The sequence below is a fragment of the Aeromonas sp. ASNIH4 genome (assembly GCF_002934425.1).
Taxonomy (GTDB): domain Bacteria; phylum Pseudomonadota; class Gammaproteobacteria; order Enterobacterales; family Aeromonadaceae; genus Aeromonas; species Aeromonas hydrophila.
Map to the genome: position 1 here is coordinate 249,619 of NZ_CP026217.1, position 23,376 is coordinate 272,994.

The following is a 23,376-nucleotide window of genomic DNA, read 5'->3' on the forward strand; positions in this document are numbered from 1 at the left end:
TACGCCGACGCCCGCCCCCCGGTACAGCCAAATCTGCTTAACCCATATGGGGTGAATGGCCTCATTCCAGCCCTTTTGGGAGCCTTTTTCATGCGGCAAAAAAGCATCATTCGAACCCTCTCTCAGCCCCCGCCAGCACTGGCTTGTGCGACTCATCCTGCGGGGGTGAACCTCCCGCGCCCATTTTTTCGACGCCCCATATAGGGGGGTGCCAGCCTGCTCGACGGTTTCTAGCATGCCTGCTCACTTTTAACGCAATTCATTGTTTTATAAGGATTGTTTTTGACTGGAGTATCAGTATGAAGAAAGCGAAATGGAAGCCTTGGCTGGGGTTGTGCGCCCTCTTGGCCGGGGTGATCGGCTGGTACCTGTGGCCGCAAGCGGTGGAGCCCGGCCAGGCGGCGGCAGGGGATGAGGAGCACGCGGCGGATAGCGGCCCGCTGGCGGAGCTCGCGCCACTCGTCGCCATGCCTGCCCCCGTGCTCAAGCCGGCGCTGGTCGCAGCCCCCGCCAAGCCGGATCGGCTGCGGGAAGATGGCAGCCAGCAGCTGGAGACCCCTTGGCAGGCGGCCGAGGTGGATGCGGACTTTCCGCTGGCGGAGCCCGGCGATGCGGTCGAGCAACCCCAGCCGATCGCCCTGCAGGGCAGCGACCTGGAGCGGGCCCAGGTGGGCGACAGCGTGGCCCTACCAATGCCGGACGGCAGCACCCTGCAGGCCAGGGTGACCAAGGTTGAGCTGCAGCGGGGCGGGGAGCGCAACTGGCAGGGGGAAATTCGGGTCGACGGTGACAGCTATCCGGTCAATTTCACCGTCGGCAAGCAAGCGACTTTCGGGTTCATCGGCACGCCGCAAGGCAGTTACTCCGTCGAGACCCTGGGAGGCAAGGGCTGGGTTTACAAGAACCCGCCGCTGGATCTGGGTCATGGCGGCGATGACGCCCTGATCCAGACTCACCAATAACAACAGAAAAGGAAGATCACATGCAGAAAACCACTTTGGGGATCATGATTGCGGGATTGCTCGGGGCGACCCCCGTGCTGGCGGAAACCATCGACCTGATGGTGCTGCACAGCCCGGGGCTGGCGGCCCGCTATCAGGGGGACGCCCAGACCCGGATCCAGCACATGATCAACGTCACCAACCAGATCTATGCCGCCAGCGGCCTGGATCTGACGGTGCGGGCCGTGCACGACCAGCAGGTCAATTACCCGGATGGCGGCACCGACAAATCCGCGCTCAACGCGGTGACCTACCAGCAGGATCCGGCTTTCAAGCAGGTTCCGACCCTGCGCACCCGTTATGGCGCCGACATGGTGGTGCTGATGCGCCCCCAGACCGGTGACCACGGCAGCTGCGGGCTGGCCTGGGTTGGCGGTTCCGCGACCTATACCGATGGCAGCAAGGCGTATGCCGATGGGGATGTCTCCCAGGATGCGGGCAGCATGTTCAGCCATGTCACGGCCACCGGCTGTGGCGACGTGGTGCTGGCGCACGAGCTGGGTCACAACATGGGGCTCAACCACTCCCGCCTGCAAGATGGCACGGGGGGCACTTATCACTATGCGTTGGGGCACGGGGTGCGGGGTTCTTTCGCCACCGTGATGGCTTATCCCTCCAGCTTCGGGGTCTACAGCCACGAGTACAAGTTCTCCAGCCCGGATCTGGTCTGCAAGGGGCAGCCGTGCGGCGTGGATTACCGGGATCAGGCCAACGGTGCCGATGCGGTGCGGGCGCTGAAGGTGACGACGCCGCAGATCGCCGCTTTCTACCCCACCATGGTGACGGAAGCGCTGCCGGATCTGGGCGAGCTGGAACGCTCCCTCGAGACCCGGCGCCAGGACTTGGCGGCGGCTCAGGAGCACTACAGCCAGCAGGTGGCGGCCAGAACCGCCCTGCAGGATCGCCAGCAGACGCTCAAGGGCAACTTTGATCGCTACCAGCGCGAGCTGAACCAGCTGAACCAGCGCAACCGCCAGACGGTGCAGGAGATCAACCGGCTGGTGCGCGAGCACAACAGCTACAACGGCAGCTACGGCCCGGAAGAGTATCGCCGGATCCGCGCCATCCAGGCGAGCCTGAGCGCCCGCATCGATCAGCTGCACGATGAGAACAACGCCATCATTCGCCAGTCCAACGAGATCAGCCAACGCTACCAGGCCGAGGTGAACGAGTACAACGGCAGCTGGGATCGCTACAACCAGCTGGTGGCAGCAGTGAAGAGCGCCGACGGCAAGGTGGACGAGGCGCGCCGCGAGCTGGAGCTGGCCGAGCACAGGTATCAGCTGGCGCTGGCCCGCCAGCCGGCCGAGACGCAGCCGGCCTGATGCAACAAGGGCGCCCCGCAACAGGCGGGGCGCCCTTGATGTCTGTCTGTCAGAGGAGCCGACCGGGCAAGCCCGGCCGGCTCCTTATTTTGCAGGCCTGCGTCAGTCAGCCCGTTTGGCCGCGGGTTTCGCTTTCGTTGGCAGCTGGGCTAGGGCGGCCTGCACTGCGGCTGCCAGCTGGGGATCGCGCCCCGCCAGCATGTCGGCTGGGGTCAGCGCCACCTGCACGTCCGGGATCAGCTCCTGGTTCTCGTACAGGGTGCCGTCGGGGTTGCGCAGCCCCAGGGTCGGGATGCCGTAGGCAAGGCCCGGGATCAACCTGGAGGTGTGGGCATACACCATGGTGCCGGTGCCCGGCACCGGCTCGCCGACGATGGGGCCCACCTTGAGGGTGCGGTAGTACTGGGGAAAGGCCGAGCCTTCCGAGTAGCTGCCCGCATTGACCAGCACCACCGAGGGCTTGGTCCACTGGCGGGTGGCGGCGTCCGTCTCCCCCTTGCCAAGGCGTGGCCAGCTGCGGGCCATGCCCTGGGCGCTGCCGCTGCCGGTCAGGAACTCCACCAGGGTGTTGGCCAGATAACCCCCCTTGTTGAAGCGCACGTCGACGATCAGCGCCTCGCGGTTGCGCTGGCGACCGAGGGCGTCGGCCACCACCTCCTCATACACGGCGCTGCTCATCTCCGGCAGATAGACATAGCCGACCCGCCCCTGACTCAACTGTTCCACCTGGCTGCGGCGCTTGGCGATCCAGCCATCGAGCTGCAACTGATACTCCTGCTGCAGGTCGATGGCGGTGACCTCCAGCTGGCTGGGCTCCTTGGCCCCCTTGGGCAGCACAGTGAGCGCCAGCCGCTGGCCGGCCTGGTGGTTGAGCAGGGCATCCAGCTCGTTGAGGCTGTGCAGCTCGGTGCCGTTGACGGCCAGCAGGCGGGCGCCTGGCGCCAGATCCGTCTCCTGCTCCAGCGGGCCGCCGGCCAGCAGGGCGTCGAGCTCGACCGCCCCCTGTCGCTCGCGCCAGTAACCGCCGAGGCTGGCAGTCTCGTCCGGCATGCGCAGGGAGGGGGCCGGACCGCTGCCCCAGGTGTGGGAGACATTGAGCTCGCCGGCCAGCTCCGCCAGCAGGTTGCCGAAGTCACGATCGTTGCTGATGCCGGGCAGCAGGCGGCGATAGGCGGCCACATAGCCGTCCCAGTCCACTCCGTTCATGTCGGCCCGGTAGAACTCGTCCCGGGTGAGACGGGTGATCTGGTCGAAGGCGGCGCTCATCCGATCCTGCCAGCTGGCGGTGATCAGCAGATTGAAGGGGTGGCTGCTGGCCTCGCCGGAGCGGGTATCGATGAGGGCGATTTCCCCCTCCCGCACCAGGGTGGCGAGGCTGGCATCCTGGTTGAGGCTGGCCAGCGCCGGCCCCGGCTGCTCGGCAAACAGCAGCTTGGTTTCACCCTTGCGCAGATCCTGGGCATAGCCCTTGATCTCGCTCTCGCCGTTGGCGTCCATCACCTCCACCAGATAGATCAGATGATCGTCGACGATGCGACTGGCGAGGATGGGGCCCTCTGGCTGCAGCTGGAGTGCCTCCCGGTGGGCCAGTCGGTCAGCCTCGAAGCCGTAACCGGCCTTGGGCGGCGCCTGCTCGGCGATGAAGTCACTCTTGGCGGCGCGACTGCTGTAGAGGCCGAGCAGGCTGCCGCCGAGGGGCTCGCCATCGGCACCCAGCACCCCGTACTTGGTGGATTGCCAGTAGAGGATGCCGCCGTCCTGACTCCAGGCAGGATCGCCATCCCGATAGCCGTTGAGACTGACGTTGACTGGTTTGGCCTTGGCATCCCGGGTATCGATGACGGCGATCTCCTGCTGGGCGGAGTCGGGCTGGATGGTCAGCGCCAGGTGGCGCGAATCGGGGGCAAAGGCCAGCTCCACCGCGTGACGGGAGGGGTTGAACTCGGCGGCGACCAGCTGGCGCTGCTTGCCGCTGGCCAGATCCAGCAGGTGGATGGCCTGGCCGTCCACCACGAAGGCGAGCTGTTTGCCGTCGGGGGAGAGGGTCGGTACGCTGATGGCGGCGCCCGGGATGGCCAGCAGTTTTTCCTCGGTCAGGGTGCCGGGGTCGCTGAACAGCTTGTCCGGCTGCCCCTTCTTGAGGCGGTACAGCGCCGCCGGCCCCTCCTGTTCGGAGAGGTAGATGAGCTCCTGCTCTTTATCCAGATAGCGCGGTGCCGACTGCTCGCTGGGGTGGCGGGTGAGCTGGCGTACCCGCTCGCGCCGGGTATCGACCGCGTAGAGATCCCCCTGGCTGACCAGGATCACCTCTTCCCCATCCTGGCGGGCGATGGCCTCGTCGACGGGGCCGGGCTGCCAGCTCTGCTCGGCCGGTACCTTGGCGAACAGCGGCTGGATGACGAGCTTGCGCGGGGTGTCGCTGCCGGCATCGAGGCGGTAGAGCTCCCCCTGCCAGGACCAGACCAGATCCCCCTGGCGGGAGGCAGAGAGGCCGCGCACCGGATGGCCCTTGAAGTGGGTGAGCTGGCGATCCTGGCCGTTGGCCAGATCCCGTTGCCAGACGTTGAAATCGCCGCTGCGCTCGCTCAGGTAGTAGAGCTGCTTGCCCTGCTCGTCCCAGACCGGATCGCTGGCGGCCACCCTGTCTTCAGTCAGCTGGCGATGCTGTTTGCCGTCGAACAGCCACAGACGGGAGACCGCGAACGAGTGCTGGTGCTTGCGAAACGGCTGATCCATGCCCGGCATCTGGTAGGCCAGCTGGTTGCCGTGGGGGCGGGCCAGGGTGGCGGGCAGGGGCTGGGCCGGGGTCAGCGGGCCGCCGGCAACCGGCGTCCAGTAGAGGTTGCCGGCCTGATAGCCTTCTGCCACGAAGTGATCGGCGTCGGGGTCGGTGAGGCGCTGGCTGCTCAGCAGCAGCTGCGTGCCGTCGGCGCTGAAGGCCTGGGGCAGGTCGGGGCGCGAATCCCGGGTCAGCCGCACCATCTCGCCGCCGTGGCTCGGCACCACGAACACGTCTTCGTTGCCGTAGAGGTTGGCGGCAAAGGCTATGAGCTTGCCATCCGGCGACCAGAGCGGGCGCTGGCTCAGGTAGTTGCCGTCGGTGAGGGGCACGGCGGGGCCGCCATCCCCCGCGCTCAGGTAGACGCGGCCCTGCCAGGTGAAGGCAAGCTGCTTGCCGTCGGGGGAGAGGGAGGGCTCGCGCAGCCAGAGCGGCTCGGCCGCCTGCAGGGAGGAGCAGAGCAGCAGGAGCAGCAGGGAGAGTCGGTATCGCATCGTGAGGTTCCTGAGAGGTGAAAAGCGCCTTATCTTCCCCCAATGTCCCGCCCGGGACTATCCCGAGATAGGGGGGTTATCCCGTTGTTTTGGCAGTTAATTGTAACAATCTATAAAAGATGACGCGGGATATGTTTCTCTGGATATATTGAGTATTGATGGCGATCCAATATGATGGCGCTCGCCCGCCACACGAGGCGGTGCAGTTCAGATGATTTGGTAACAGAAAAGCCCTTACCAGAGGCTTGCCGAGGGATGGAATGAGAGCCGTATTACTGTGTTTGCTGGGGCTGTGGCCCGCATTGAGTTTTGCCACCCTGTCCGCCGATATGGTGGTGGTGAAGAAATCGAGTTATAGCCTGACCCTGATGAAGGATGGCAAGGAGGTCAAACGCTACTGGATCGCTCTGGGTCCGGCTCCCAAGGGGCACAAGCAGCGGGAAGGGGATCAGCGCACGCCGGAAGGCCGTTACATCCTCGACTACAAGAAGACCAATTCCAACTATTACAAGGCCATCCACATCAACTACCCGAATCTGGACGACATCAAGGCGGCCAACGAGATGGGTGTGCGACCGGGCGGCATGATCATGATCCACGGTCAGCGCAACAGCATAGGCAACACCCGCCTGCAGCCGTCCAACTGGACCAATGGCTGCATCGCCATGCTCAACAAGGATCTGGACGAAGTGTGGAACGCCATCGAACCCGGCACCCCCATCGTCATTCAGCCCTGACTCTCTGCAGTGCGCCACCTCCGGGTGGCGTTCTGTTTTTTGGGCCCTCTGTTCTGCTTCATCCTCTCTTTACCCGTAGCCTCTTGGTATCCGTCCCCGTGCTGTGCTAGTTTTTCCGGCTCGCCGTGGACGTAACAAGGATGATCCCATGCCATCAGCAACCTGCTCCCGGCCCGTCGGGGCCGAGAGTACCCGCGCGCTCTGGTGGCGCGCCTCCATCGATATTCTGCCGCTCTCCGTCTCGGTGATCCCCTGGGGGATCCTGTGCGGCGCCCTGGCGCTGCAGGTGGGGCTGAGCCCGCTGCAGGCCCAGCTGATGTCGCTGCTGGTCTATGCCGGTGCCGCCCAGCTCTCGGCCACCACCCTGTTCGGGGCGGGCACGCCGCTGCTGCCCATCATGGGCTCCACCTTCGTCATTACCTCCCAGCACCTGCTCTACGGCTTCACCTTTCGCCGCGATGTGCTGCCGCTCTCCCTGCGCTGGCGCGCCAGTCTGGCGTTCTTTCTGACCGACGAGATGTTCGCGGTGGCGCTCAAAGACCGGGAGCGCAGCGGCCGCTTCGATCCGGCCTACGCGCTCATCGCCGGCTTCGTCTTCTATCTGTTCTGGAATGCGGCGACCCTGCTCGGCATCGCCGCCGGTCAGTACATTGACGGGCTGGATCAGATGGGGCTGGATTTTGCCATTGCCGCCACCTTCATCGCCATGACCATTCCTGCCATGAAGAACCTGCCCATGGTGGCGGCCACCCTGGTGAGCGGTGCCATGGCGCTGCTCACCAAGCCGCTGCTGGCGGAGGTCTACATCATCATCTCGGCGCTCTCCGGCATGCTGGTGGGTTATGTGCTGCACCGGATGAGGAGGTAATCATGAGCTGGCTGATGATAGGCCTGCTGGCCCTGATCACCTTCTTCAACCGCTTCGCCTTCTTCTCGCGGCTGACCCGCTATCAGCCGGGCGCCGAGATGGGGGCTTTCCTCAGCTTCTCTGCCCAGTCGGTGCTGACCGCCATCTGGTTGCCCATCGTCTTCAGCTACCAGCCGGGCACCGGGCTGAGCTGGGATCCGGACTACCTGGTCGCCACCCTGCTGGTGACGGCGCTGACCCTGCTACGGCTGCCGACCCTGCTGGTGGTGGTGGTCGGCATGGGGGGCTTCTTCCTGCTGCGCTGGCAGGGGGGCGTGGCCCAGCTGCTGCCCTGGCTGGGCTAGGCCCGTGATCTTGCATGGCGGATGTCTTCATTGGATATCCGCCATGTTGTGAATGTCACTTCAAAAAACACCTCTCAAGTGTGAGGATTTAGCTCCCATCCGTCGAGGAGCGAGCCATGTCCTTCACCGAAACCTGCCAGCGCATCGTGCGCGATCCCCTGCTGTCACCGGCCCAGAAGAGCCATGCCCTGGCGCTGGCCGCCGAGAATGCGCTGCCCTATCCCGAGCTGCCCGCCGAGGTGAGCGAGGCGATGGCCAAGGGCTTTGTCTGCGACATGTTCGAGGGGCACGCCCCCTACAAGCCGCGCTATGTGCTGCCGGATTACGAGAAGTTTCTGCGCCAGGGCTCGGCCTGGCTGGAGCTGGCACCGCCGCAGGATTTCGACGAGGCGCTCGATGCCCTGCGCATCCTCTACCACCACGTGCCCTCCGTCACCGGCATGCCGGTCTGGCTGGGCCGGCTCGATCACCTGCTGCTGCCCTTCGTCGGTGAGCTGGATGACGAGGCGCTCTATCGCAAGTTGAAGGGATTCTGGATCTACCTGGACCGGGTGCTGCCGGATGCCTTCATGCACGTCAACATAGGCCCGGATGACAACCGGCTCTGCCGCCTGATCCTGCGCATCGACGGCGATCTCAAGCAGGTGGCCCCCAACCTCACCCTGTTCCACGATCCGGCGCAGACCCCGGACAGCCTGCTGCTGCAGGGGGTGAAGAACATAGCGGCCTGCAGCAAGCCCCACATCGCCAACTACCCGCTGCATCGCAGCACCTTCGATGAGCGCGGCTTCGGCATCGTCAGCTGCTACAACGCCTTGCCCCAGGCGGGCGGCACCAATACCCTGGTGCGGGTCTCCCTCAAGCGGGTGGCCGAGCAGGCCCACGGCATCGACGACTTCCTGGGCTGCCTGCTGCCCCACTACTGCCGTCTCGCCTCCCGTCTGATCGAGGCGCGTGCCGCCTTCCTGCACCAGGAGTCCGGTTTCTTCGACAGCTTCCTGGTGCAGGAGGGGCTGCTGGAAGAGGATCGCTTCGTCCCCATGTTCGGCATCTACGGCATGGCCGAGGCGGTCAACCTTCTGATGGACAAGGAGAATCTGCCGGAGCGTTACGGCCGGGACGAGGAGGCGAACCAGCTGGGCTACCGCATCTCGGCCCAGCTCGCCCGCCATGTGAGCGAAACGCCGCAGCGCCACGCCTGGGGCGGCCACGCCCTGCTCCACTCCCAGGGTGGGCTCAGCGTGGATCGCGGGGTGACCCCCGGGGTGCGCATCCCCTATGGCGAGGAGCCGGATCCCGCCAGCCACGTGCTGGCGCTGGCCCCCCACCACGGTTTCTATCACTCCGGGATCAGCGAGATCCTCACCCTGGATCCCACCATCCGCCAGAACCCGCAGGCGCTGCTGCAGCTGTGCAAGGGGGCGCTCGCCATCGGCATGCGCGAGTTCACCGCCAACGTAGCGGACAGCGACCTGGTGCGGGTGACCGGCTACATGATCCGCAAGAGCGACGTGGCCCGCTTCGCGACCGAGGGCTCGCGGCTGCAGACCACCTGCCTCGGCGCCGAGGCAAGCGAGCTGACCGGGATCCGCCAGCGGGCGCCGCGGGTGGTGGGGCGCGAGGCGACCCTGTGTGACTACTGAGTGCGGCAGGAGGGCAGGGGCGGCGCGCGCCGCGACGGTGAGTCGCTGGCTGCCCTTCTCCTGCGTGGACGGCCCCGGCAACCGGCTGGTGCTGTTTCTGCAGGGGTGCAACTTCGCCTGCCCCGGCTGTCATAACCCGCACACCATCGGCCTTTGCGATCACTGCGGTGACTGCGTGCCCGGCTGCCCGAGCGGGGCGCTGGCCCTGCACGAGGAGCGGGTGAGCTGGCAGGCGGCCCGCTGTACCGATTGCGATGCCTGTCTCGATGCCTGCCCCCGCAGCGCCAGCCCCAAGACCGCCACCATGACGGTGGCCGAGGTGCTGGCCCTGTTGCGCCGCTACGGCCCGCTGCTGACCGGGATTACCGTCTCCGGCGGTGAGGCCACCACCCAGCTGCCGTTCGTGATCGCGCTGTTCACCGCCATCAAGGAGGCGCCGGATCTGGCCCATCTCGGCTGCCTGCTCGACAGCAACGGTTCGCTTGCCGAGGCTGGCTGGCAGCGGCTGCTGCCGGTGCTGGACGGTGCCATGATCGACCTCAAGGGGTGGGGCGATCCGGTCCATCTCTCCCTCACCGGTTGCCATCGGGAGCGGGTGCTGGCGTCGCTGCAACTGCTGGCGCAGGCGGACAAGCTGGCGGAGGTGCGCCTGCTGCTAGTGCCGGGGCAGAGCGATTATCTCGCCGCCGACGGCACGCTGGGGGGCGGACTTGCCGCCTTCTTGCGCGCTCTCGGGCCCGTGCCCATCCGCCTCAACGGTTTTCGCCATCACGGGGTGCGCGGGGCGGCTCAGGACTGGCCAGAGGCGACGCGTGAGGAGCTGGAGCAACTGGCCGCTGCGCTGGCGGTGGCCGGGCTCGGCCCGGTCAGCCTGCCGCCACTGCTCTGAGTAGCCGGATGCTAATCAACTGATCGCAAAGGGATTTGATACTACAAGGCAAGATTGGACGGCGAACCGAGCGGTTCGGCGTGGCTTTTTTGCTGCCTGAGTCTTGAGATGACGTAACTGTGATTGCTGTCTATTTGAGCTCTGCGAGGTGGCGGCTAGAATGGGTCAATCGCCCACCATCAACAGACGAACATGAGTGAATCCAACGCCTTATATCGAGTGCAGTTCATTTGTCACAACGAGCGTTACGAAGTCTATGTCAGGGAAGTGAGCCAGGGTCAGCTGTTCGGCTTCATCGAGATCGCCAACTTCGTGTGGGACAACCACACGGCGCTCATCGTCGACCCCAGCCACGAGAAGTTGAAGAGTGAATTTGCCGACGTCAATCGCACCATGATCCCCATGCACCACGTGCTGCGGGTCGATCAGGTGCGCAAGCAGGGGGCCGCCCGCATCACCGAACTGGGCAACAACGTCTCTCCCTTCCCCAGCCCCATCTACACCAAGAAACCCTGACACCCACCATGCCCGGCCAGCGTGTGCCGGGCATGGTCGTCCTCATCCTAGCTCGCGGGCCAGTTGCAGGATGCGCTGGCGGAACCAGCGCCGGGCCGGCTCTTCTCCGGCGGGGCCGTACCATACCAGGCTGTGGGTGACGGCGCCGTAATCGAAGGGGACCGGCCTGCTCACCAGCGCGTGGGGGGCCGCCTGCTCGGCCCAGCCACCGATGGCGGTGAGGATCAGATCGCTCTGGCGCAGCAGGGCTGCCGCACTGCCAAAATCCGGCAGGATGGCGGCGATCTGCCGGCGCACCTGCAACTGGGCCAGGCTCTGTTCGAAGAAGGGATTGGCCAGCTCCTGATCGCGAATGGCGATATGGCGCCAGCTCAGGTAGGCATCGAGATCCCAGGATCGCGCCAGCGCCGGGTGATCCGCGCGTAGCAGGCAGACCAGCTTGTCCTCGCGCAGGGTCTCCCACACCAGCCCTTGTTGGCGGGGCAGCGGCTGGCTCTGATCGTGGGGCAGGATCACGAAGTCCAGCTTGCCCGCCGCCAGCGCCGCCAGCCCCTGCTCATCCTTGTTGCAAATGTCGGGCACCAGGCCCGGCACCTCGCGCATCAGCTGCGCCAGGATGGGCCCCATGGGCCAGACCATGCCGCTCTCGCGCAGGGCGAATTTCAGCTGCCCCTGCCAGCTGACGGGATCGAACCCGCCCTGGCCGGTGAGGCCGTTCAGCTCGCTCAGCAGCCGGTGCAGGGTGGGGCCGAGCCGCTCGGCGAACGGGGTCAGCAACAGCTGGTTGCCCTGGCGGTAGAGCAGCTGATCGCCGAGCAGATCCCGCAGCTGGTTGAGGGTCTTGCTGACGGTGGAGGGGGTGGTGCAGAGCCGCTCGGCGGTGCGGGTGACGCTCTGGCTGTCGAGCAGCAGGTGCAGGGTAACCAGATGGCGACCACCCAGTCGCGACAGCGCGATCAGATCCATGATGCCTCCTGCTGCGAGACGAGGCGGGCCGGATGGCGCAATGGAGACGGCGCGATCAGGTTCATAGGGACTCCACAAGCAAACGGGACAAACAAAAAGCCCCGCCTGAGCGGGGCTTGCGGGGATCAGCCCTTGAGCACAGCGGCCATGGCGTCGGCCACGTAGTCGACGTTGCGGCTGTTGAGGCCCGCCACGCACATGCGACCGGAGCGCACCAGGTAGACGGCGAACTCCTCGCGCAGGCGGTCCACCTGCTCCGGGGTGAAGCCGGTGTAGCTGAACATGCCGCGCTGGTTGATGAAGTAGCTGAAGTCACGGCCCGGCACCTTGGCGCTCAGCACCTCGAACAGCTTCTCGCGCATCGCCTTGATGCGGGTGCGCATCTCGGTCACCTCACCGACCCACATGACATGCAGGCTGGCATCGTTCATCACCGCCGCAGTGATCTGGCCACCGTGGGTGGGGGGGCTGGAGTAGTTGCGGCGCACGGTGGCCTTCATCTGGCCCAGCACCCGGCTCGCCTCTTCGGCATCCTGGCAGATGACCGACAGGCCGCCACAGCGCTCGCCGTAGAAGGAGAGGTTCTTGGAAAACGAGTTGCTGACGAAGAAGCTGACGCCGGCGGCCACCATGGCGCGAATGGCGTAGGCATCCTCTTCCAGCCCGTCGCCGAAGCCCTGATAGGCGATGTCCATAAAGGGGATCAGGTTCTTCTCGACCACCAGCGCGATCACCTGGTCCCACTGGGCACGGGAGAGATCCACCCCGGTCGGGTTGTGGCAGCAGGGGTGCAGCAGCACGATGCTTTTCGCCGGCAGGCTGCTCAGGCAGTCGATCATGGCGTCAAACTGCACGCCGCCGGTGGCCGCATCGTAGTAGGGGTAGTCGTGCACCTTGATGCCGGCACCCTCGAACATCGCCTTGTGGTTGTCCCAGGTGGGATTGCTGACCCACACCTCGGAGGTCGGGAAGTAGCGCTTGAGCAGATCGGCGCCGATCTTGAGCGCGCCGGAGCCGCCGATGGTCTGGATGGTGGCGATGCGACCCGCCTTGACCGCTGCGTGGTCGGCACCGAACAGCAGGTGCTGCACCGCGGTGCGGTAGTTGGCGGCGCCTTCCATCGGCTGGTAGGGGCGCGGGGCCGGGGCGGCGGCGCGCTGGGCTTCGGCCTGCTGTACCGAGGCCAGCAGCGGAATGCGGCCCTGCTCGTCGTAATAGAGGCCGATCCCCAGGTTCACCTTCTGCTCGCGGGTGTCTTTGTGGAAGGTCTCGACCAGGGTCAGGATGGGGTCGCCAGCATAGGCATCGACGTGTTCAAACATGGGGGGTCCTTGCGAAATGGAATCCAGGGTATGGCGATCAATGATCGGCGGTCATCATGGCGTAAAGCCGGCGAGGGCTCAAGTCTGAAAGGGGTGTGAGCTGGCGGGCCGACGCCACCCAGCCGTCAACGGGATGAGGCGGGCTACGCATGGCCCCATCCACCGGCCCTACTTCAGATAGGAACGCAATACCCGCACCACCTGATCCAGATCCTCCAGCCGCTCGGCCTGGGTCGCCTCTTCGGCGCCGAGATGCTCGCGCATGTGGCCCTCCAGCACCTCCAGCATCAGGCCGTTGACGGCGCCGCGAATGGCCGCGATCTGCTGCAGGATGGCGGCGCAGTCGCTCTCCTGCTCCAGCGCGCTCTCCAGTGCCCCTGCCTGTCCCTTGATGCGGCGCACCCGCGCCAGCAGCTTCTTCTTGCCGTGAATGGTGTGTGACATGCAGGATCCTCTCGATCAATAAAACTATACTGGGGTATAGTATATTGCATTGTCGTCCTCAGGAGAAATCCATGTCATCCCTCGCCTCATCCCACTGCCACCAACCCGTCGTCCACGAAGGGAATCCGCTGGCCGAACAGAAGACCCGCTGGGCCGTGCTGCTAACCGTCATCATGATGGTGGCGGAGATCGGCGGCGGCTGGTTCTACAACTCCATGGCGCTGCTGGCCGACGGTTGGCACATGAGCTCCCATGCGCTGGCGCTCGGCCTGTCGGTGCTGGCCTACCGCGCCGCCCGCCACTTCGCCCGCGACCACAGATTCAGCTTCGGCACCTGGAAGATCGAGGTGCTGGGGGGCTTTACCAGCGCCCTCTTGCTGGTGGGGGTGGCCGGCATGATGCTGTTCGAGTCGGTGTTCCGGCTGCTGGATCCCAGCCCGATCCACTATCAACAGGCCATCGTCATCGCCATCGTCGGCCTGCTGGTGAACCTGGCCTGCGCCTGGCTGCTCAAGGATGACCACGGTCATCACCATGGCCACGGTCACGACCACCATCATGATCATCACGACCACGATCACTCACACGATCATCACGGTCATCAGGATCTCAACCTGCGCGCCGCCTACATCCACGTGCTGGCGGATGCGGCCACCTCGGTGCTGGCCATTCTGGCGCTGGTGGGGGGCATGCTGTGGGGGGCCGACTGGCTGGATCCCCTGATGGGCATAGTGGGTGCCGGACTGGTCGCGGTGTGGGCCTGGGGCCTGCTGCGCGACTCCGGCCGGGTGCTGCTGGATGCCGAGATGGACGCGCCGCTGGTGGCGGAGATCCGCGAGGTGATCGCTGAGTTGCCGGACGCCGAAGTGCGCGATCTGCACGTCTGGCGGGTGGGCCAGCAGCAGTATGCCTGCGTGCTCTCCCTGCTGATGGCGGCGCCGGTTGCCGCCAGCGAGATCCGCGCCCGGCTCGCCATCCACGAGGAGCTGGTGCACGTCACCATCGAAGTGAGCGCCTCCTGATCCTGGCCGGTTGGCCGCCCGCAACAGCAGGAAGGGGCCAAGGCCCCTTCCTGTTTTTCTGTCTCAGTGCGGCTGGCCCTGCACATCGTCGGGTTTGTGCTGCCAGATGGCGCCGAGCAGCAGCTTGAGCAGCAGCTCGGGCGGGTTGTCCAGCAGCCGGCCCGACTCCAGCAGCAGGTGGCCGTCGGCCCGAAAGCCGAGGCTGGCGTGGATGGTGCCCTCCTCGCCGCACACCTGGATCAGCCCGCTCAAACTGCCGCGCTCCCCCGGCTGGCAGCGCAGCCGCAGCTCCCGCGGCTCCCCCAGCAGGGTAAAGGCTCGGGCGAGGGGCGGGGTATCCTCATAATCCGGCCAGTTGAAGAAGTGGTACTGCTCGGCGAGCGTCCCCGCCTGCTGACAAAATTGGTCAAACAGCTGGGCAATCTCTTGATATTCCTGGTCCAGCCGCCTGGCCTGCTCCTCAATCCGCTTCATCTGTCGTGGCTCCCTCTCTCTTGCCGTATCCACTTATCCATTTGATCGGAAATCAATTTTTCCAGACATCATGGCTCTGCCCGCAGGTATGTGCCGAATCGGGCGGCAGGTCTGTGAGCCCGATCCGATTTTCGTTATGAAAACGTTATCTTGTTGAAAGCGGTTAACTTTTTTGCCCCCCTGCTCACATTTGAAACGATTTCTGCTGATTAATATGGCACCGCTCGGCAATGACCGGGTACTCGGATATCGAGACTAACTACAGCGGGAATTATAAAAAAATGGATATGAAAAAGACCAAAGTGGCGCTGGTAACAGCCTCACTGCTCGCGCTTTTGTCCGGCTGCAATGACAACAGCTCCTCCCCCTCCACCCCTGACCCCACGGACGGCCCCGTCGCCCGTCTGCCCAATGTGCAACCCCCTGCCGAGCAACTGGTGGCCGGGCCCGATCAGGCGGTGATCGCCCTGGTGGATACCCAGACCAGTGCGGCCCGCGGGATCACTGGCCCCTTCGCCAACTACAGCCTGCACCTGTGGAACAACGACGCCTGCAGCGCCACCGCCGAGAGCGGCCTCAACGCAGGCTGGGACGACAAGGTCAACACCCCGGCCGCGGCCGACGGCTTCGGTCCGAGCTGGGTGGTGCCCCTTAGCAAGCTGGAAGGCTGCATCAACTTCATCGCCCGCAACGGCGATCTGGCCAACCTGACCGGCAGCGACATGAAGGTGGTCTTCAGCGATCACCCGGACCGCACCGTGGCCATCGTCGCCGGCAAGAACGAGATCTTCGGCAGCCGCGCCGAGGCCTTCACCGCCGCCTTCGGCGTGGCGGGCGCCAGTGCCCACTTGATCGACGGCAATACCCTGATCTGGCAAGGGGGCAAGGACAAGCCCCATGTGCGCCTCTATTACACCGAATCAGGCACCATCAAGGCCAACGCCGAAGGGGTGTTCGACTTCCCCTACATCACCCTTACCCCGACCAGCCTGACCGCCGAGCAGCAGGCCAAGTATCCGCATCTGAAGGATGCTGCCGCCTTCGCCCTGCCGGCTGGTAAAGATCTCAAGCCGCTGCTCAAGGGTGAGCTGGTGGCCATCGGCACCGACGCCGACGGCATTCTGCAGGGGGCGACCCTGGTGCAGAGCGCCGGCGCCCTCGATGCCCTCTACAGCGAAGCGGCTACCAAGCTGACTTATGGCGCCGTGGTCGAGGGGGGCAATGTCACCTTCCGGCTGTGGGCGCCGACCGCTAGGTCGGTCAAGCTGGCGCTGTTCGACGGCCAGCACAAGCCGCTCGGCGAGCGCACCATGACCCTGGACGAGGCCAGCGGCAGCTGGAGCGTGCAGGGTGGCAGCGAGCTGGTGGGCAAGTTCTACCGCTACGACATCCAGGTCTATCACCCGGTCAGCCGCAAGCTGGAATCCTATCAGGTGACCGACCCCTACTCCCTGAGCCTGGCGATGAACTCCGAGTTCAGCCAGGTGGTGGATCTCAACGATCCGGCCCTCAAGCCGGAAGGGTGGGACAGCCTCAAGGCGCCCCACAGCCAGCAGAACCCCGCCGACATCACCATCTATGAGGCCCATGTCCGCGATCTGACCGGCAACGACGACTCCACCCCGGCCGAGCACCGCGGCAAGTTCCTCGGCCTGACCGATACCGACACGGCGCCGGTCAAGCACCTGCAGGCGCTGGCCAAGAGCGGCGTCAGCCACCTGCACCTGCTGCCGGTGTTCGACATCGCCACCGTCAACGAGGATCCGGCCAAGGTCGCCAACATCAGCGACGATTTTGGCAAGCTGTGCCAGGTCAACCCCGAGGTGCAGAACTCCAAGTTCGCCGGCTACTGCAGCAGCGGCCAGACCATCGAGGCCGTGCTCGGCGATCTGCAAGGGGGCGACAGCAAGGAGAACCCGCAGGTGCAGGAGCTTTACGGCTATCTGCGTGGCGTCGACTCCTTCAACTGGGGTTATGACCCCTACCACTACACCACCCCGGAAGGCTCCTACGCCACCAACGCCGAGGGCAGCCAGCGCATCCTGGAGTTCCGCGAGATGGTCAAGGCCATCAAGCAGAACATCGGCATGAACGTGGTGATGGACGTGGTCTACAACCACACCAACGAGGCGGGCCTGGGGCCCAAGTCGGTGCTCGACAAGATAGTGCCCTGGTACTATCAGCGCCTCAATCCGGAGACCGGCTCGGTGGAGAACTCCACCTGCTGCTCCAACACGGCGCCGGAACACGCCATGTTCGCCAAGCTGATGGATGACTCCCTGGTCACCTGGGCGCGCGACTACAAGATCGACGCCTTCCGCTTCGACCTGATGGGCCACCACCCGAAAGATCAGATGGTGCAGGCGCTGGCCGCGGTGAAGAAGGTCAACCCGGAGATGTACTTCTACGGCGAGGGCTGGAACTTCGGCGAGGTGCAGGATGACAAGCGCTTCGTGCAGGCGACCCAGAAACACCTGGCCGGCACCGGCATCGGCTCCTTCTCCGACCGGCTGCGGGATGCGGTACGCGGCGGCAGTCCGTTCGACGGCGGCGACACCATTCGCAAGACCCAGGGCTTTGGCAACGGCGCCCTGGTGGATGCCAACGAGATGGACGGTGTCGATCGCGCTACCGCTCTGCATCAGGCCGATCTGGTGCGCCTCGGCATGGCCGGCAACCTCAAGGACTTCATCCTGACCGACAAGGACGGGATGCCGAAGAAGGGCTCCGACATCGACTACAACGGTCAACCGGCTGGCTACGCCCAGGATCCGACCGAAATCCAGAACTACGTCGACAAGCACGACAACCAGACCCTGTTCGACAACCTGATCTACAAGGCGCCGCAAGGGGCCGATCTGGTGCGGATGCAGGGGGTATCGCTCGCCACCGCCATGCTGGGGCAGGGCATTCCGTTTACCCACGCCGGTGTCGAGCTGCTGCGCTCCAAGTCCATGGAGCGGGACAGCTACGACTCGGGTGACTGGTACAACCGGGTCGACTATACCCTGGCCGACAACAACTTCGACAAGGGGTTGCCGCGCAAGGACAAGGATGGCGACAACTATCCGCTGATCGAGAAAGTACTCGGCAAGCACGTCAAGCCGAGCGGTGCCGACATGGCGACCATGGTGGGCTTCTATCAGGAGCTGGCCGAGCTGCGTCAATCCTCCCGTTTGCTGCGTCTGGGCAGCGGCGCCGAGGTGATCAAGCGGGTCGACTTCCGCAATACCGGCCCGGATCAGGAACCCGGCCTCATCGTGATGACGGTGGATGACGGCATCAATGCGGGGGCGGATCTGGATCCGGCCATCGACGGTCTGGTGGTGATGATCAACGCCACCAATGCTCCCCAGAGCATCAGTGACTTCCGTGACGGCAACGATCAGCCCATCGACCTGACCAGCCTGCAGTTGAGCCCGGCCCACCACGGCGGCGAGAGCATCGCCCGTGATGCGGCCGTCAATGGCGGTACCCTGACCCTGGGTGCCTGGTCGGCGGCAGTGTTCGTCAAGCCGCAGAGCGGTGCCCAGGGCACCGGCCTGCCGGTCGGCAAGAAGACTGATCTGAGCACGGTACCGCCGTTTGGTGACACCGCCGTCTATCTGAAGGGGTTCCTCAATGAGTGGGGCAACACCAACCAGATGACCTTCAGCAGCAACTTCATGTACGAGTTCACCACCGAGGTGAGCAGCGACAAGCTGGGCACCACCAACGTCAAGATCGCGGATGCCAGCTGGGGTCCCCTCAACTACGGCAGCTGCAATGCGGGCGACAAGCTGGTGGTCGGCACTCCGTTGACCCTTTGCAAGGGTGGCGATACCGGCAACATCGGGCTCGATCTGGCCAAGGCGGGCAGCTACAAGTTCGTGTTTACCGCCATGAACAAGGACAAACCCACCCTGAGCGTCAGCTTCACCGAGCCGGTGCAGAGCTGCAAGGTGCTGGACACGGTGGCGGGCAATCCGCTCGGCTACAACCTGTTCGTCAAGGGCGAGCTCTCCGGCTGGGCCGCTCAGCCCCAGTACCAGTTGAGCTACAAGGGGATGGATGGTGACCTTGCCATCTATCAGGCGGCCTTCAACTACACCGGCAGCACCGAGTTCAAGGTGGCCAACGAGGACTGGAGCAAGGAGTACCTGCTCAACGGTGGCGGCGCGGTGACGGCGGAGACGGGTTATGCCATCGGCTTCTCCCAGCCGGGCAGCGCCAACAACAGCATCACCTTGCCGCAGGGCTTGTGGAGCGTGCTGGTGAAGGTTGACCCTGCCGGCACCAAGGCCGGTACCGCTGTGATCCAGGAGTGCAGCGCCAAGTAGTCATTCCCATCGAGCCCGGGGCTGGCTCGGCACCCCAGGGTTGAATTCCACCTCGCCAAGGGTGGGATAACTCCGAGAGAGTAAGCAAAGCGCGACTGCCGACCGGCAGCCGCGCTTTTTCTTTGCTCGTGGGCGAGGCAATAAAAAGCCGCCCACTGGGGGCGGCTGTTGGTTGTGCCGTCAACGGCCGGCTTAGCGCTTGCGCAGCAGGCGCAGGGCGTTGGCGGTGACCAGGGCGGTGGCGCCGGTGTCGGCCAGCACCGCAATCCACAAGCCGGTGATGCCGAGCAGGCTGGTGACCAGGAAGATGGCCTTGAGCCCCAGCGCCAGCGCTATGTTCTGGTGGATGTTGGCCAGTGCCGCGCGAGAGAGCCGGATCATGGCGGCGACCCCACCGAGCTGGTTGTGGGTCAGCGCCGCATCGGCGGTCTCCAGCGCCACGTCGGTGCCGCCCCCCATGGCGATGCCGATGCTGGCCCGCTTCATGGCCGGTGCGTCGTTGATGCCGTCGCCGATCATTGCGACCTTTTGCGTCAGACCGAGCTTGGCGATTTCATCGACCTTGCCCTCCGGCAGCAGGCCGGCGCGCCAGCCCATGCCGAGCTCGCCGGCGATGGCCTCGGCGGCGCGGGGGTTGTCGCCGGTCAGCATGATGCTCTGCAGGCCGAGCTGGTTGAGCTCTTGCAGCGCCGCAGCCGCTTCCGGTCGGATCTGGTCGCGCAGGGCCAGCAGGGCGGCCGGGGCGGCGTCAGGCTGACCGAGCACCACCACCGTCTTGCCTTGCTGCTCCAGGGTGGCGACCCGGGCCTGCATCGCTGCATCCAGGGTGGCGACCCGGCTTGGCGCCAGCAGTTGCCAGAGAGTGCCGTCGATGCGACCTTCCACGCCCATGCCGGGCAGGGCGCGCAGCTCCTGGGCCGCGGCGAGGCTGAGGCCACGTTCGCTGGCCGCCGTCACCACGGCGCGGGCCAGCGGGTGGTGGGAGCCCTGCTCGATGGCCGCCGCCAGTGCCAGCAGTTCGGCCTCCGGCTGGCCATTGAGGCTCACCAGTTCGGTCAGCTGCGGCTTGCCCAGGGTCAGGGTGCCGGTCTTGTCGAAGGCCACGGTATCGATGTGGGCGAGGCGCTCCAGCGCGGCGCCCCCCTTGATGAGGGCCCCCTGTCGGGTGGCTGCCGCCAGCGCTGAGGTGACTGCCGCCGGGGTGGAGATGACCAGGGCGCAGGGGCAACCGATCAGCAGCAGCGCCAGCCCGCGATAGACCCACTCGTCCCAGCTCTGGCCGAAGGCGAGCGGTGGTACCAGCACCACCAGCAGGGCGACCAGCATCATGGCCGGGGTATACCAGCGGCTGAAGCGGTCGATGAAGCGCTCGATGGGGGCGCGCTGGGTCTCGGCCTCTTCGATGAGATGCAGGATGCGGTCGATGGCGTTGTTGCCGGGCTCGGACACTACCTCGAGGCGCAGCACCCGATCCGCCGCCAGACTGCCGGCGGGGACCTTGTCACCCTGGCGGCGCTCCACCGGGATGGATTCGCCGGTCAGGGCGCTCTCGTCAAAGGCGCCGAGGGCGTCGAGCAGGCGGGCATCGGCGGCCAGGCGGGCGCCCGGGGCGATTTCGATGATGTCACCGGGGCGCAGCTGGTCGGCAGCGACCTCTTCCCGCACTTCGCCCTCGGCAGTGGTGCGGATGCGCAGCGCCTTGTCGGGCACCAGCGCCATCAGGGCGGTGACCCCGGCGCGGGCGCGGCCGGCGGCGTAGGCCTCCAGATGTTCCCCCAGCATGAACAGCAGCAGCACCATGGCCGCTTCGGCGGTTTCGCCGAGGAACAGAGCCCCCACGGCGGCGACCGTCATCAGGGTCTCGATGGCGAAGGGGGAGCCGCTCTTGGTCAGTGCCCACGCCTTGCGGGAGATGGGCCACAGCCCCCAGAGGGTGGCTAGGGTAAACAGCGGCTGACCGATCTGGCTTGGCAGCAGGGCCGCCACCCCCATCAGGCCGGCCAGCGACAGCGGCTGCCAATACTTGGCGAGCAGGGTCTGCAGCGGGTTGCGCTCGCGGCCGGGCTCCTGCTTGCCGCTGCGCTCGCCCTTGAGCTGGAAGCCGGCGGCCAGCACGGCGGCGGTAACGGGATCGGGGGAGAGGCCGGGGGCCAGATCCACCACCAGCTTCTCGGTGGCAAACAGCACGCGGGCCTGTTGCACGCCGCTCACCCGGCTGACGGCGGTCTCTATTTTGCGGGCGCAGCTGGGGCAGTCCATCCCCAGCACCTGCCAGCTGTGGCGGCGGCTGTTCTGCTCGGGGGCGTCCAGCGGAGGTTCTGCCGTGACGGCATGCGCATGGTGGTCGTGCTCCCCGTCATGGGCATGGGCGGGCGGCGGAGTGGCGCAACACCCCCCTCTGGGGGGCTCTTCCCCCTCGGGAGCATCGCTGGCGGCATGATCCTGATGATCATGGGGGGCCTGACTCGCGCAGCAGCTGACCGGTGCGGCCTGGTCGCAGCAGTGGCTGTTGTGCTGGTGCTCGGTCTGGGGCGCAGCGCTCTTGCTGACGGCCTTGATGGGGGCGGCGGCGTGTTGATGGCTGCAGCAGGATTTGCTCATGATGAGTCCCTCTTGGATGGATCCCGCCGGTGCGAGATCTTCGATAACTGAGCCGAGTGTAAACCTTGGTGTTAAGTCCAAGGTCAAGCCCCTTTCTCCCGCTCCTCGCTGCAGGCTGCCGGCAGAGGTGATATCCCTGTGGTTGGCGGGTGTTTGTCCCCGCCCGGCGGGCCTATACTGGAGGGCCTGATCCTCCCTCGATAATCAAGGACATAACATGAGCAATTCCGTTACCCTGCAAGGCAACCCCGTCTCCGTCGCCGGTCACTTCCCGGTTGCCGGCGAGCAGGCCAAGCCGTTCTCCCTGGTGGCCAAGGATCTCTCCGATCTGACCCTGGCAAGCTTCGCCGGTCAGCGCAAGATCCTGAACATCTTCCCGAGCGTCGATACCCCGACCTGTGCCACTTCCGTGCGCAAGTTCAACGAGCAGGCCAGCGCGCTGAACAACGCCGTGGTGCTGTGCATCTCCGCCGACCTGCCGTTCGCCCAGTCCCGCTTCTGCGGCGCCGAAGGGCTGGACAAGGTAGTGACCCTCTCCACCCTGCGTGGTGCCGCCTTCCTGCAGGACTACGGCGTGGCCTTCTCCTCCGGCCCGCTGGTGGGTCTGGCTGCCCGCGCCATCGTGGTGCTGGATGAAGAGAACAAGGTGCTGCACAGCGAGCTGGTGGCCGAAGTCGCCGACGAGCCGAACTACGCCGCCGCCCTGGCTGTACTGTAAGCAGGCAGACTGACAATAATCCCGCCGGGGCATGGCCCCGGCGGGATTTTTTTATGGGTGGTCGCCGTCAGGGCGTCTTGTTGCCATCAGCGGCCGGCAGGGGGTCGGGGTGGGGTTGCCACTCGACATAGGGGCGGTGCAGCCTTGAGTAGATCTCTGCCAGTTTGCCGGAGGCGGCGAGTCGGTCGATCGCCTCGCCGAGGAAACGATCCGTTTCATCCCCGGCAGGCCCCTTGGCGATGATGAAGACATCCTCGAAATCCCCCAGGTGCTCCCGGTGAATGTTGGTCAGCTTGAGCTGGCGCAGCATCAGGTCGGCCTCCTCCTGGGCCCAGATGAAGGCGTCGATGCGTCCGCGCGAGAGCTTGCGCAGGGACTGCTCTATGCTCATCGACCGTTGCAGCGGAATGGGCAGAAAGCCGGGGGTCGCCTCGATCAGCAGATCCCGCTTGGTGGGCACTATGCCGTAGGCCATGTCGGGGGTGATGAGGTGGTCGGTATTGCTGTAGAGCACGTGGGTGACCTTGCCGAAGCTGCGGGTGCTGAAGCGATAGGGCAGCAGGTCGGCATCCTGCAGATTGCGGATGGCGGGCAGGCTGAAGTCGGCGGTGCCGGCGATCACCCCGGCCATGGCCCGGGCGAGGGGGTAGATGGTGATCCGGATGCTCACTTCGGGGTAGAGATCATCGATGGCGCGCACCAGATCGACGAAGGGGCCGGTCTTGTCGGCGTTGATGAGCCCCGGCAACTCGCCGAGGTGGGCGTTGAGGATGCGTACCGGTTTGGCGGCGGGAGCGACAGCCGTGTCGGCGCGGGAGAGGCTGAGGCTGGTCAGCCCCGTCAGGCAAAGCAGCAGCAACAGCAGCAGAGAGGGATGTCTGGTCATGGTCTGGTCACGTCCCCGGGGGAGGTTC

18 protein-coding genes are annotated in these 23,376 nt (G+C 65.5%); 11 read left to right on the forward strand and 7 right to left on the reverse strand.

Annotated elements, in window-relative coordinates; all coding sequences use genetic code 11:
- Positions 1-299: 299 nt before the first annotated feature.
- Together C2U40_RS01175 and C2U40_RS01180 are read left to right on the forward strand one after the other, a co-directional pair.
- Entirely contained in the window at positions 300-962 is a 663-nt protein-coding gene (locus tag C2U40_RS01175; protein ID WP_103827375.1) for a hypothetical protein, read from the forward strand.
- Positions 963-982: 20 nt separating this feature from the next.
- Positions 983-2,326 carry a zinc-dependent metalloprotease gene (locus C2U40_RS01180; RefSeq protein WP_103827376.1) on the forward strand — a complete coding sequence of 448 codons (1,344 nt, stop codon included), beginning with the start codon at positions 983-985 and terminating at the stop codon, positions 2,324-2,326.
- Between the two features lie 102 nt (positions 2,327-2,428).
- Here C2U40_RS01180 and C2U40_RS01185 read toward each other — a convergent pair whose 3' ends face one another.
- Positions 2,429-5,599: a S41 family peptidase gene (locus tag C2U40_RS01185; RefSeq protein ID WP_104467474.1), complete on the reverse strand. Its 3,171-nt coding sequence runs from the start codon at positions 5,597-5,599 to the stop codon at positions 2,429-2,431.
- Between the two features lie 260 nt (positions 5,600-5,859).
- Here C2U40_RS01185 and C2U40_RS01190 point away from each other — a divergent pair, with 260 nt between their 5' ends.
- The 6 genes from C2U40_RS01190 (at position 5,860) to C2U40_RS01215 (ending at position 10,596) form a co-directional block, all read left to right on the forward strand.
- Entirely contained in the window at positions 5,860-6,336 is a 477-nt protein-coding gene (locus C2U40_RS01190) for a L,D-transpeptidase family protein (protein ID WP_024944607.1), read from the forward strand.
- A 148-nt stretch (positions 6,337-6,484) separates the two neighbouring features.
- Positions 6,485-7,204, forward strand: coding sequence for an AzlC family ABC transporter permease (locus C2U40_RS01195; RefSeq protein WP_011704586.1), 720 nt, complete (start codon positions 6,485-6,487; stop codon positions 7,202-7,204).
- Between the two features lie 2 nt (positions 7,205-7,206).
- Positions 7,207-7,548 (forward strand): AzlD domain-containing protein, encoded by a 342-nt coding sequence (locus C2U40_RS01200; protein ID WP_010635181.1) that lies wholly within the window; start codon positions 7,207-7,209, stop codon positions 7,546-7,548.
- 116 nt (positions 7,549-7,664) lie between these two features.
- Positions 7,665-9,191 (forward strand): YjjI family glycine radical enzyme, encoded by a 1,527-nt coding sequence (locus tag C2U40_RS01205; RefSeq protein ID WP_103828470.1) that lies wholly within the window; start codon positions 7,665-7,667, stop codon positions 9,189-9,191.
- A 37-nt stretch (positions 9,192-9,228) separates the two neighbouring features.
- Positions 9,229-10,080 (forward strand): YjjW family glycine radical enzyme activase, encoded by an 852-nt coding sequence (locus tag C2U40_RS01210; protein WP_103828471.1) that lies wholly within the window; start codon positions 9,229-9,231, stop codon positions 10,078-10,080.
- A gap of 192 nt (positions 10,081-10,272) precedes the next feature.
- Positions 10,273-10,596, forward strand: a complete 324-nt coding sequence (locus C2U40_RS01215; protein ID WP_011704589.1) for a DUF1820 family protein — start codon at positions 10,273-10,275, stop codon at positions 10,594-10,596.
- Between the two features lie 42 nt (positions 10,597-10,638).
- Here the strand turns inward: C2U40_RS01215 and C2U40_RS01220 are convergent, their stop codons facing one another.
- The 3 genes from C2U40_RS01220 to C2U40_RS01230 form a co-directional block, all read right to left on the reverse strand.
- Positions 10,639-11,562, reverse strand: coding sequence for a LysR family transcriptional regulator (locus tag C2U40_RS01220; RefSeq protein WP_103828472.1), 924 nt, complete (start codon positions 11,560-11,562; stop codon positions 10,639-10,641).
- Between the two features lie 125 nt (positions 11,563-11,687).
- On the reverse strand, positions 11,688-12,884 hold the full coding sequence (locus tag C2U40_RS01225) for an amino acid aminotransferase (protein WP_103828473.1): 1,197 nt from the start codon (positions 12,882-12,884) through the stop codon (positions 11,688-11,690).
- A 168-nt stretch (positions 12,885-13,052) separates the two neighbouring features.
- Positions 13,053-13,328 (reverse strand): metal/formaldehyde-sensitive transcriptional repressor, encoded by a 276-nt coding sequence (locus C2U40_RS01230; RefSeq protein ID WP_017408992.1) that lies wholly within the window; start codon positions 13,326-13,328, stop codon positions 13,053-13,055.
- A gap of 71 nt (positions 13,329-13,399) precedes the next feature.
- Between C2U40_RS01230 and dmeF the strand changes: the two genes are divergently transcribed.
- Complete coding sequence (dmeF, locus tag C2U40_RS01235; protein ID WP_103828474.1) at positions 13,400-14,350, forward strand: CDF family Co(II)/Ni(II) efflux transporter DmeF; 951 nt, start codon at positions 13,400-13,402, stop codon at positions 14,348-14,350.
- A gap of 63 nt (positions 14,351-14,413) precedes the next feature.
- On the opposite strand, the gene C2U40_RS01240 is transcribed toward dmeF, so the two are convergent.
- Positions 14,414-14,824, reverse strand: a complete 411-nt coding sequence (locus tag C2U40_RS01240; protein WP_103828475.1) for a hypothetical protein — start codon at positions 14,822-14,824, stop codon at positions 14,414-14,416.
- A 281-nt stretch (positions 14,825-15,105) separates the two neighbouring features.
- Here C2U40_RS01240 and pulA point away from each other — a divergent pair, with 281 nt between their 5' ends.
- Positions 15,106-19,143, forward strand: a complete 4,038-nt coding sequence (gene pulA / locus C2U40_RS01245) for a pullulanase-type alpha-1,6-glucosidase (protein WP_103828476.1) — start codon at positions 15,106-15,108, stop codon at positions 19,141-19,143.
- Positions 19,144-19,335: 192 nt separating this feature from the next.
- On the opposite strand, the gene C2U40_RS01250 is transcribed toward pulA, so the two are convergent.
- Positions 19,336-21,744, reverse strand: coding sequence for a zinc/cadmium/mercury/lead-transporting ATPase (locus C2U40_RS01250; protein WP_181014886.1), 2,409 nt, complete (start codon positions 21,742-21,744; stop codon positions 19,336-19,338).
- 217 nt (positions 21,745-21,961) lie between these two features.
- Between C2U40_RS01250 and tpx the strand changes: the two genes are divergently transcribed.
- Complete coding sequence (gene tpx / locus C2U40_RS01255) at positions 21,962-22,462, forward strand: thiol peroxidase (RefSeq protein WP_016349389.1); 501 nt, start codon at positions 21,962-21,964, stop codon at positions 22,460-22,462.
- Between the two features lie 67 nt (positions 22,463-22,529).
- On the opposite strand, the gene C2U40_RS01260 is transcribed toward tpx, so the two are convergent.
- A complete protein-coding gene (locus tag C2U40_RS01260; RefSeq protein ID WP_103828477.1) occupies positions 22,530-23,348 on the reverse strand; it encodes a transporter substrate-binding domain-containing protein in 819 nt (272 codons plus the stop codon).
- Positions 23,349-23,376: the final 28 nt, after the last annotated feature.

Coding starts and splice junctions, on each gene's coding strand:
- C2U40_RS01200 (WP_010635181.1), top strand. CDS start 7,207: ATGAGCTGGCTGATGATAGGCCTGCTGGCCCTGATCACCTTCTTCAAC.
- pulA (WP_103828476.1), top strand. CDS start 15,106: ATGGATATGAAAAAGACCAAAGTGGCGCTGGTAACAGCCTCACTGCTC.
- dmeF (WP_103828474.1), top strand. CDS start 13,400: ATGTCATCCCTCGCCTCATCCCACTGCCACCAACCCGTCGTCCACGAA.
- C2U40_RS01180 (WP_103827376.1), top strand. CDS start 983: ATGCAGAAAACCACTTTGGGGATCATGATTGCGGGATTGCTCGGGGCG.
- C2U40_RS01250 (WP_181014886.1), bottom strand. CDS start 21,744: ATGAGCAAATCCTGCTGCAGCCATCAACACGCCGCCGCCCCCATCAAG.
- C2U40_RS01240 (WP_103828475.1), bottom strand. CDS start 14,824: ATGAAGCGGATTGAGGAGCAGGCCAGGCGGCTGGACCAGGAATATCAA.
- C2U40_RS01175 (WP_103827375.1), top strand. CDS start 300: ATGAAGAAAGCGAAATGGAAGCCTTGGCTGGGGTTGTGCGCCCTCTTG.
- C2U40_RS01220 (WP_103828472.1), bottom strand. CDS start 11,562: ATGGATCTGATCGCGCTGTCGCGACTGGGTGGTCGCCATCTGGTTACC.
- C2U40_RS01205 (WP_103828470.1), top strand. CDS start 7,665: ATGTCCTTCACCGAAACCTGCCAGCGCATCGTGCGCGATCCCCTGCTG.
- C2U40_RS01225 (WP_103828473.1), bottom strand. CDS start 12,884: ATGTTTGAACACGTCGATGCCTATGCTGGCGACCCCATCCTGACCCTG.
- C2U40_RS01185 (WP_104467474.1), bottom strand. CDS start 5,599: ATGCGATACCGACTCTCCCTGCTGCTCCTGCTGCTCTGCTCCTCCCTG.
- C2U40_RS01190 (WP_024944607.1), top strand. CDS start 5,860: ATGAGAGCCGTATTACTGTGTTTGCTGGGGCTGTGGCCCGCATTGAGT.
- C2U40_RS01230 (WP_017408992.1), bottom strand. CDS start 13,328: ATGTCACACACCATTCACGGCAAGAAGAAGCTGCTGGCGCGGGTGCGC.
- C2U40_RS01215 (WP_011704589.1), top strand. CDS start 10,273: ATGAGTGAATCCAACGCCTTATATCGAGTGCAGTTCATTTGTCACAAC.
- C2U40_RS01195 (WP_011704586.1), top strand. CDS start 6,485: ATGCCATCAGCAACCTGCTCCCGGCCCGTCGGGGCCGAGAGTACCCGC.
- tpx (WP_016349389.1), top strand. CDS start 21,962: ATGAGCAATTCCGTTACCCTGCAAGGCAACCCCGTCTCCGTCGCCGGT.
- C2U40_RS01260 (WP_103828477.1), bottom strand. CDS start 23,348: ATGACCAGACATCCCTCTCTGCTGCTGTTGCTGCTGCTTTGCCTGACG.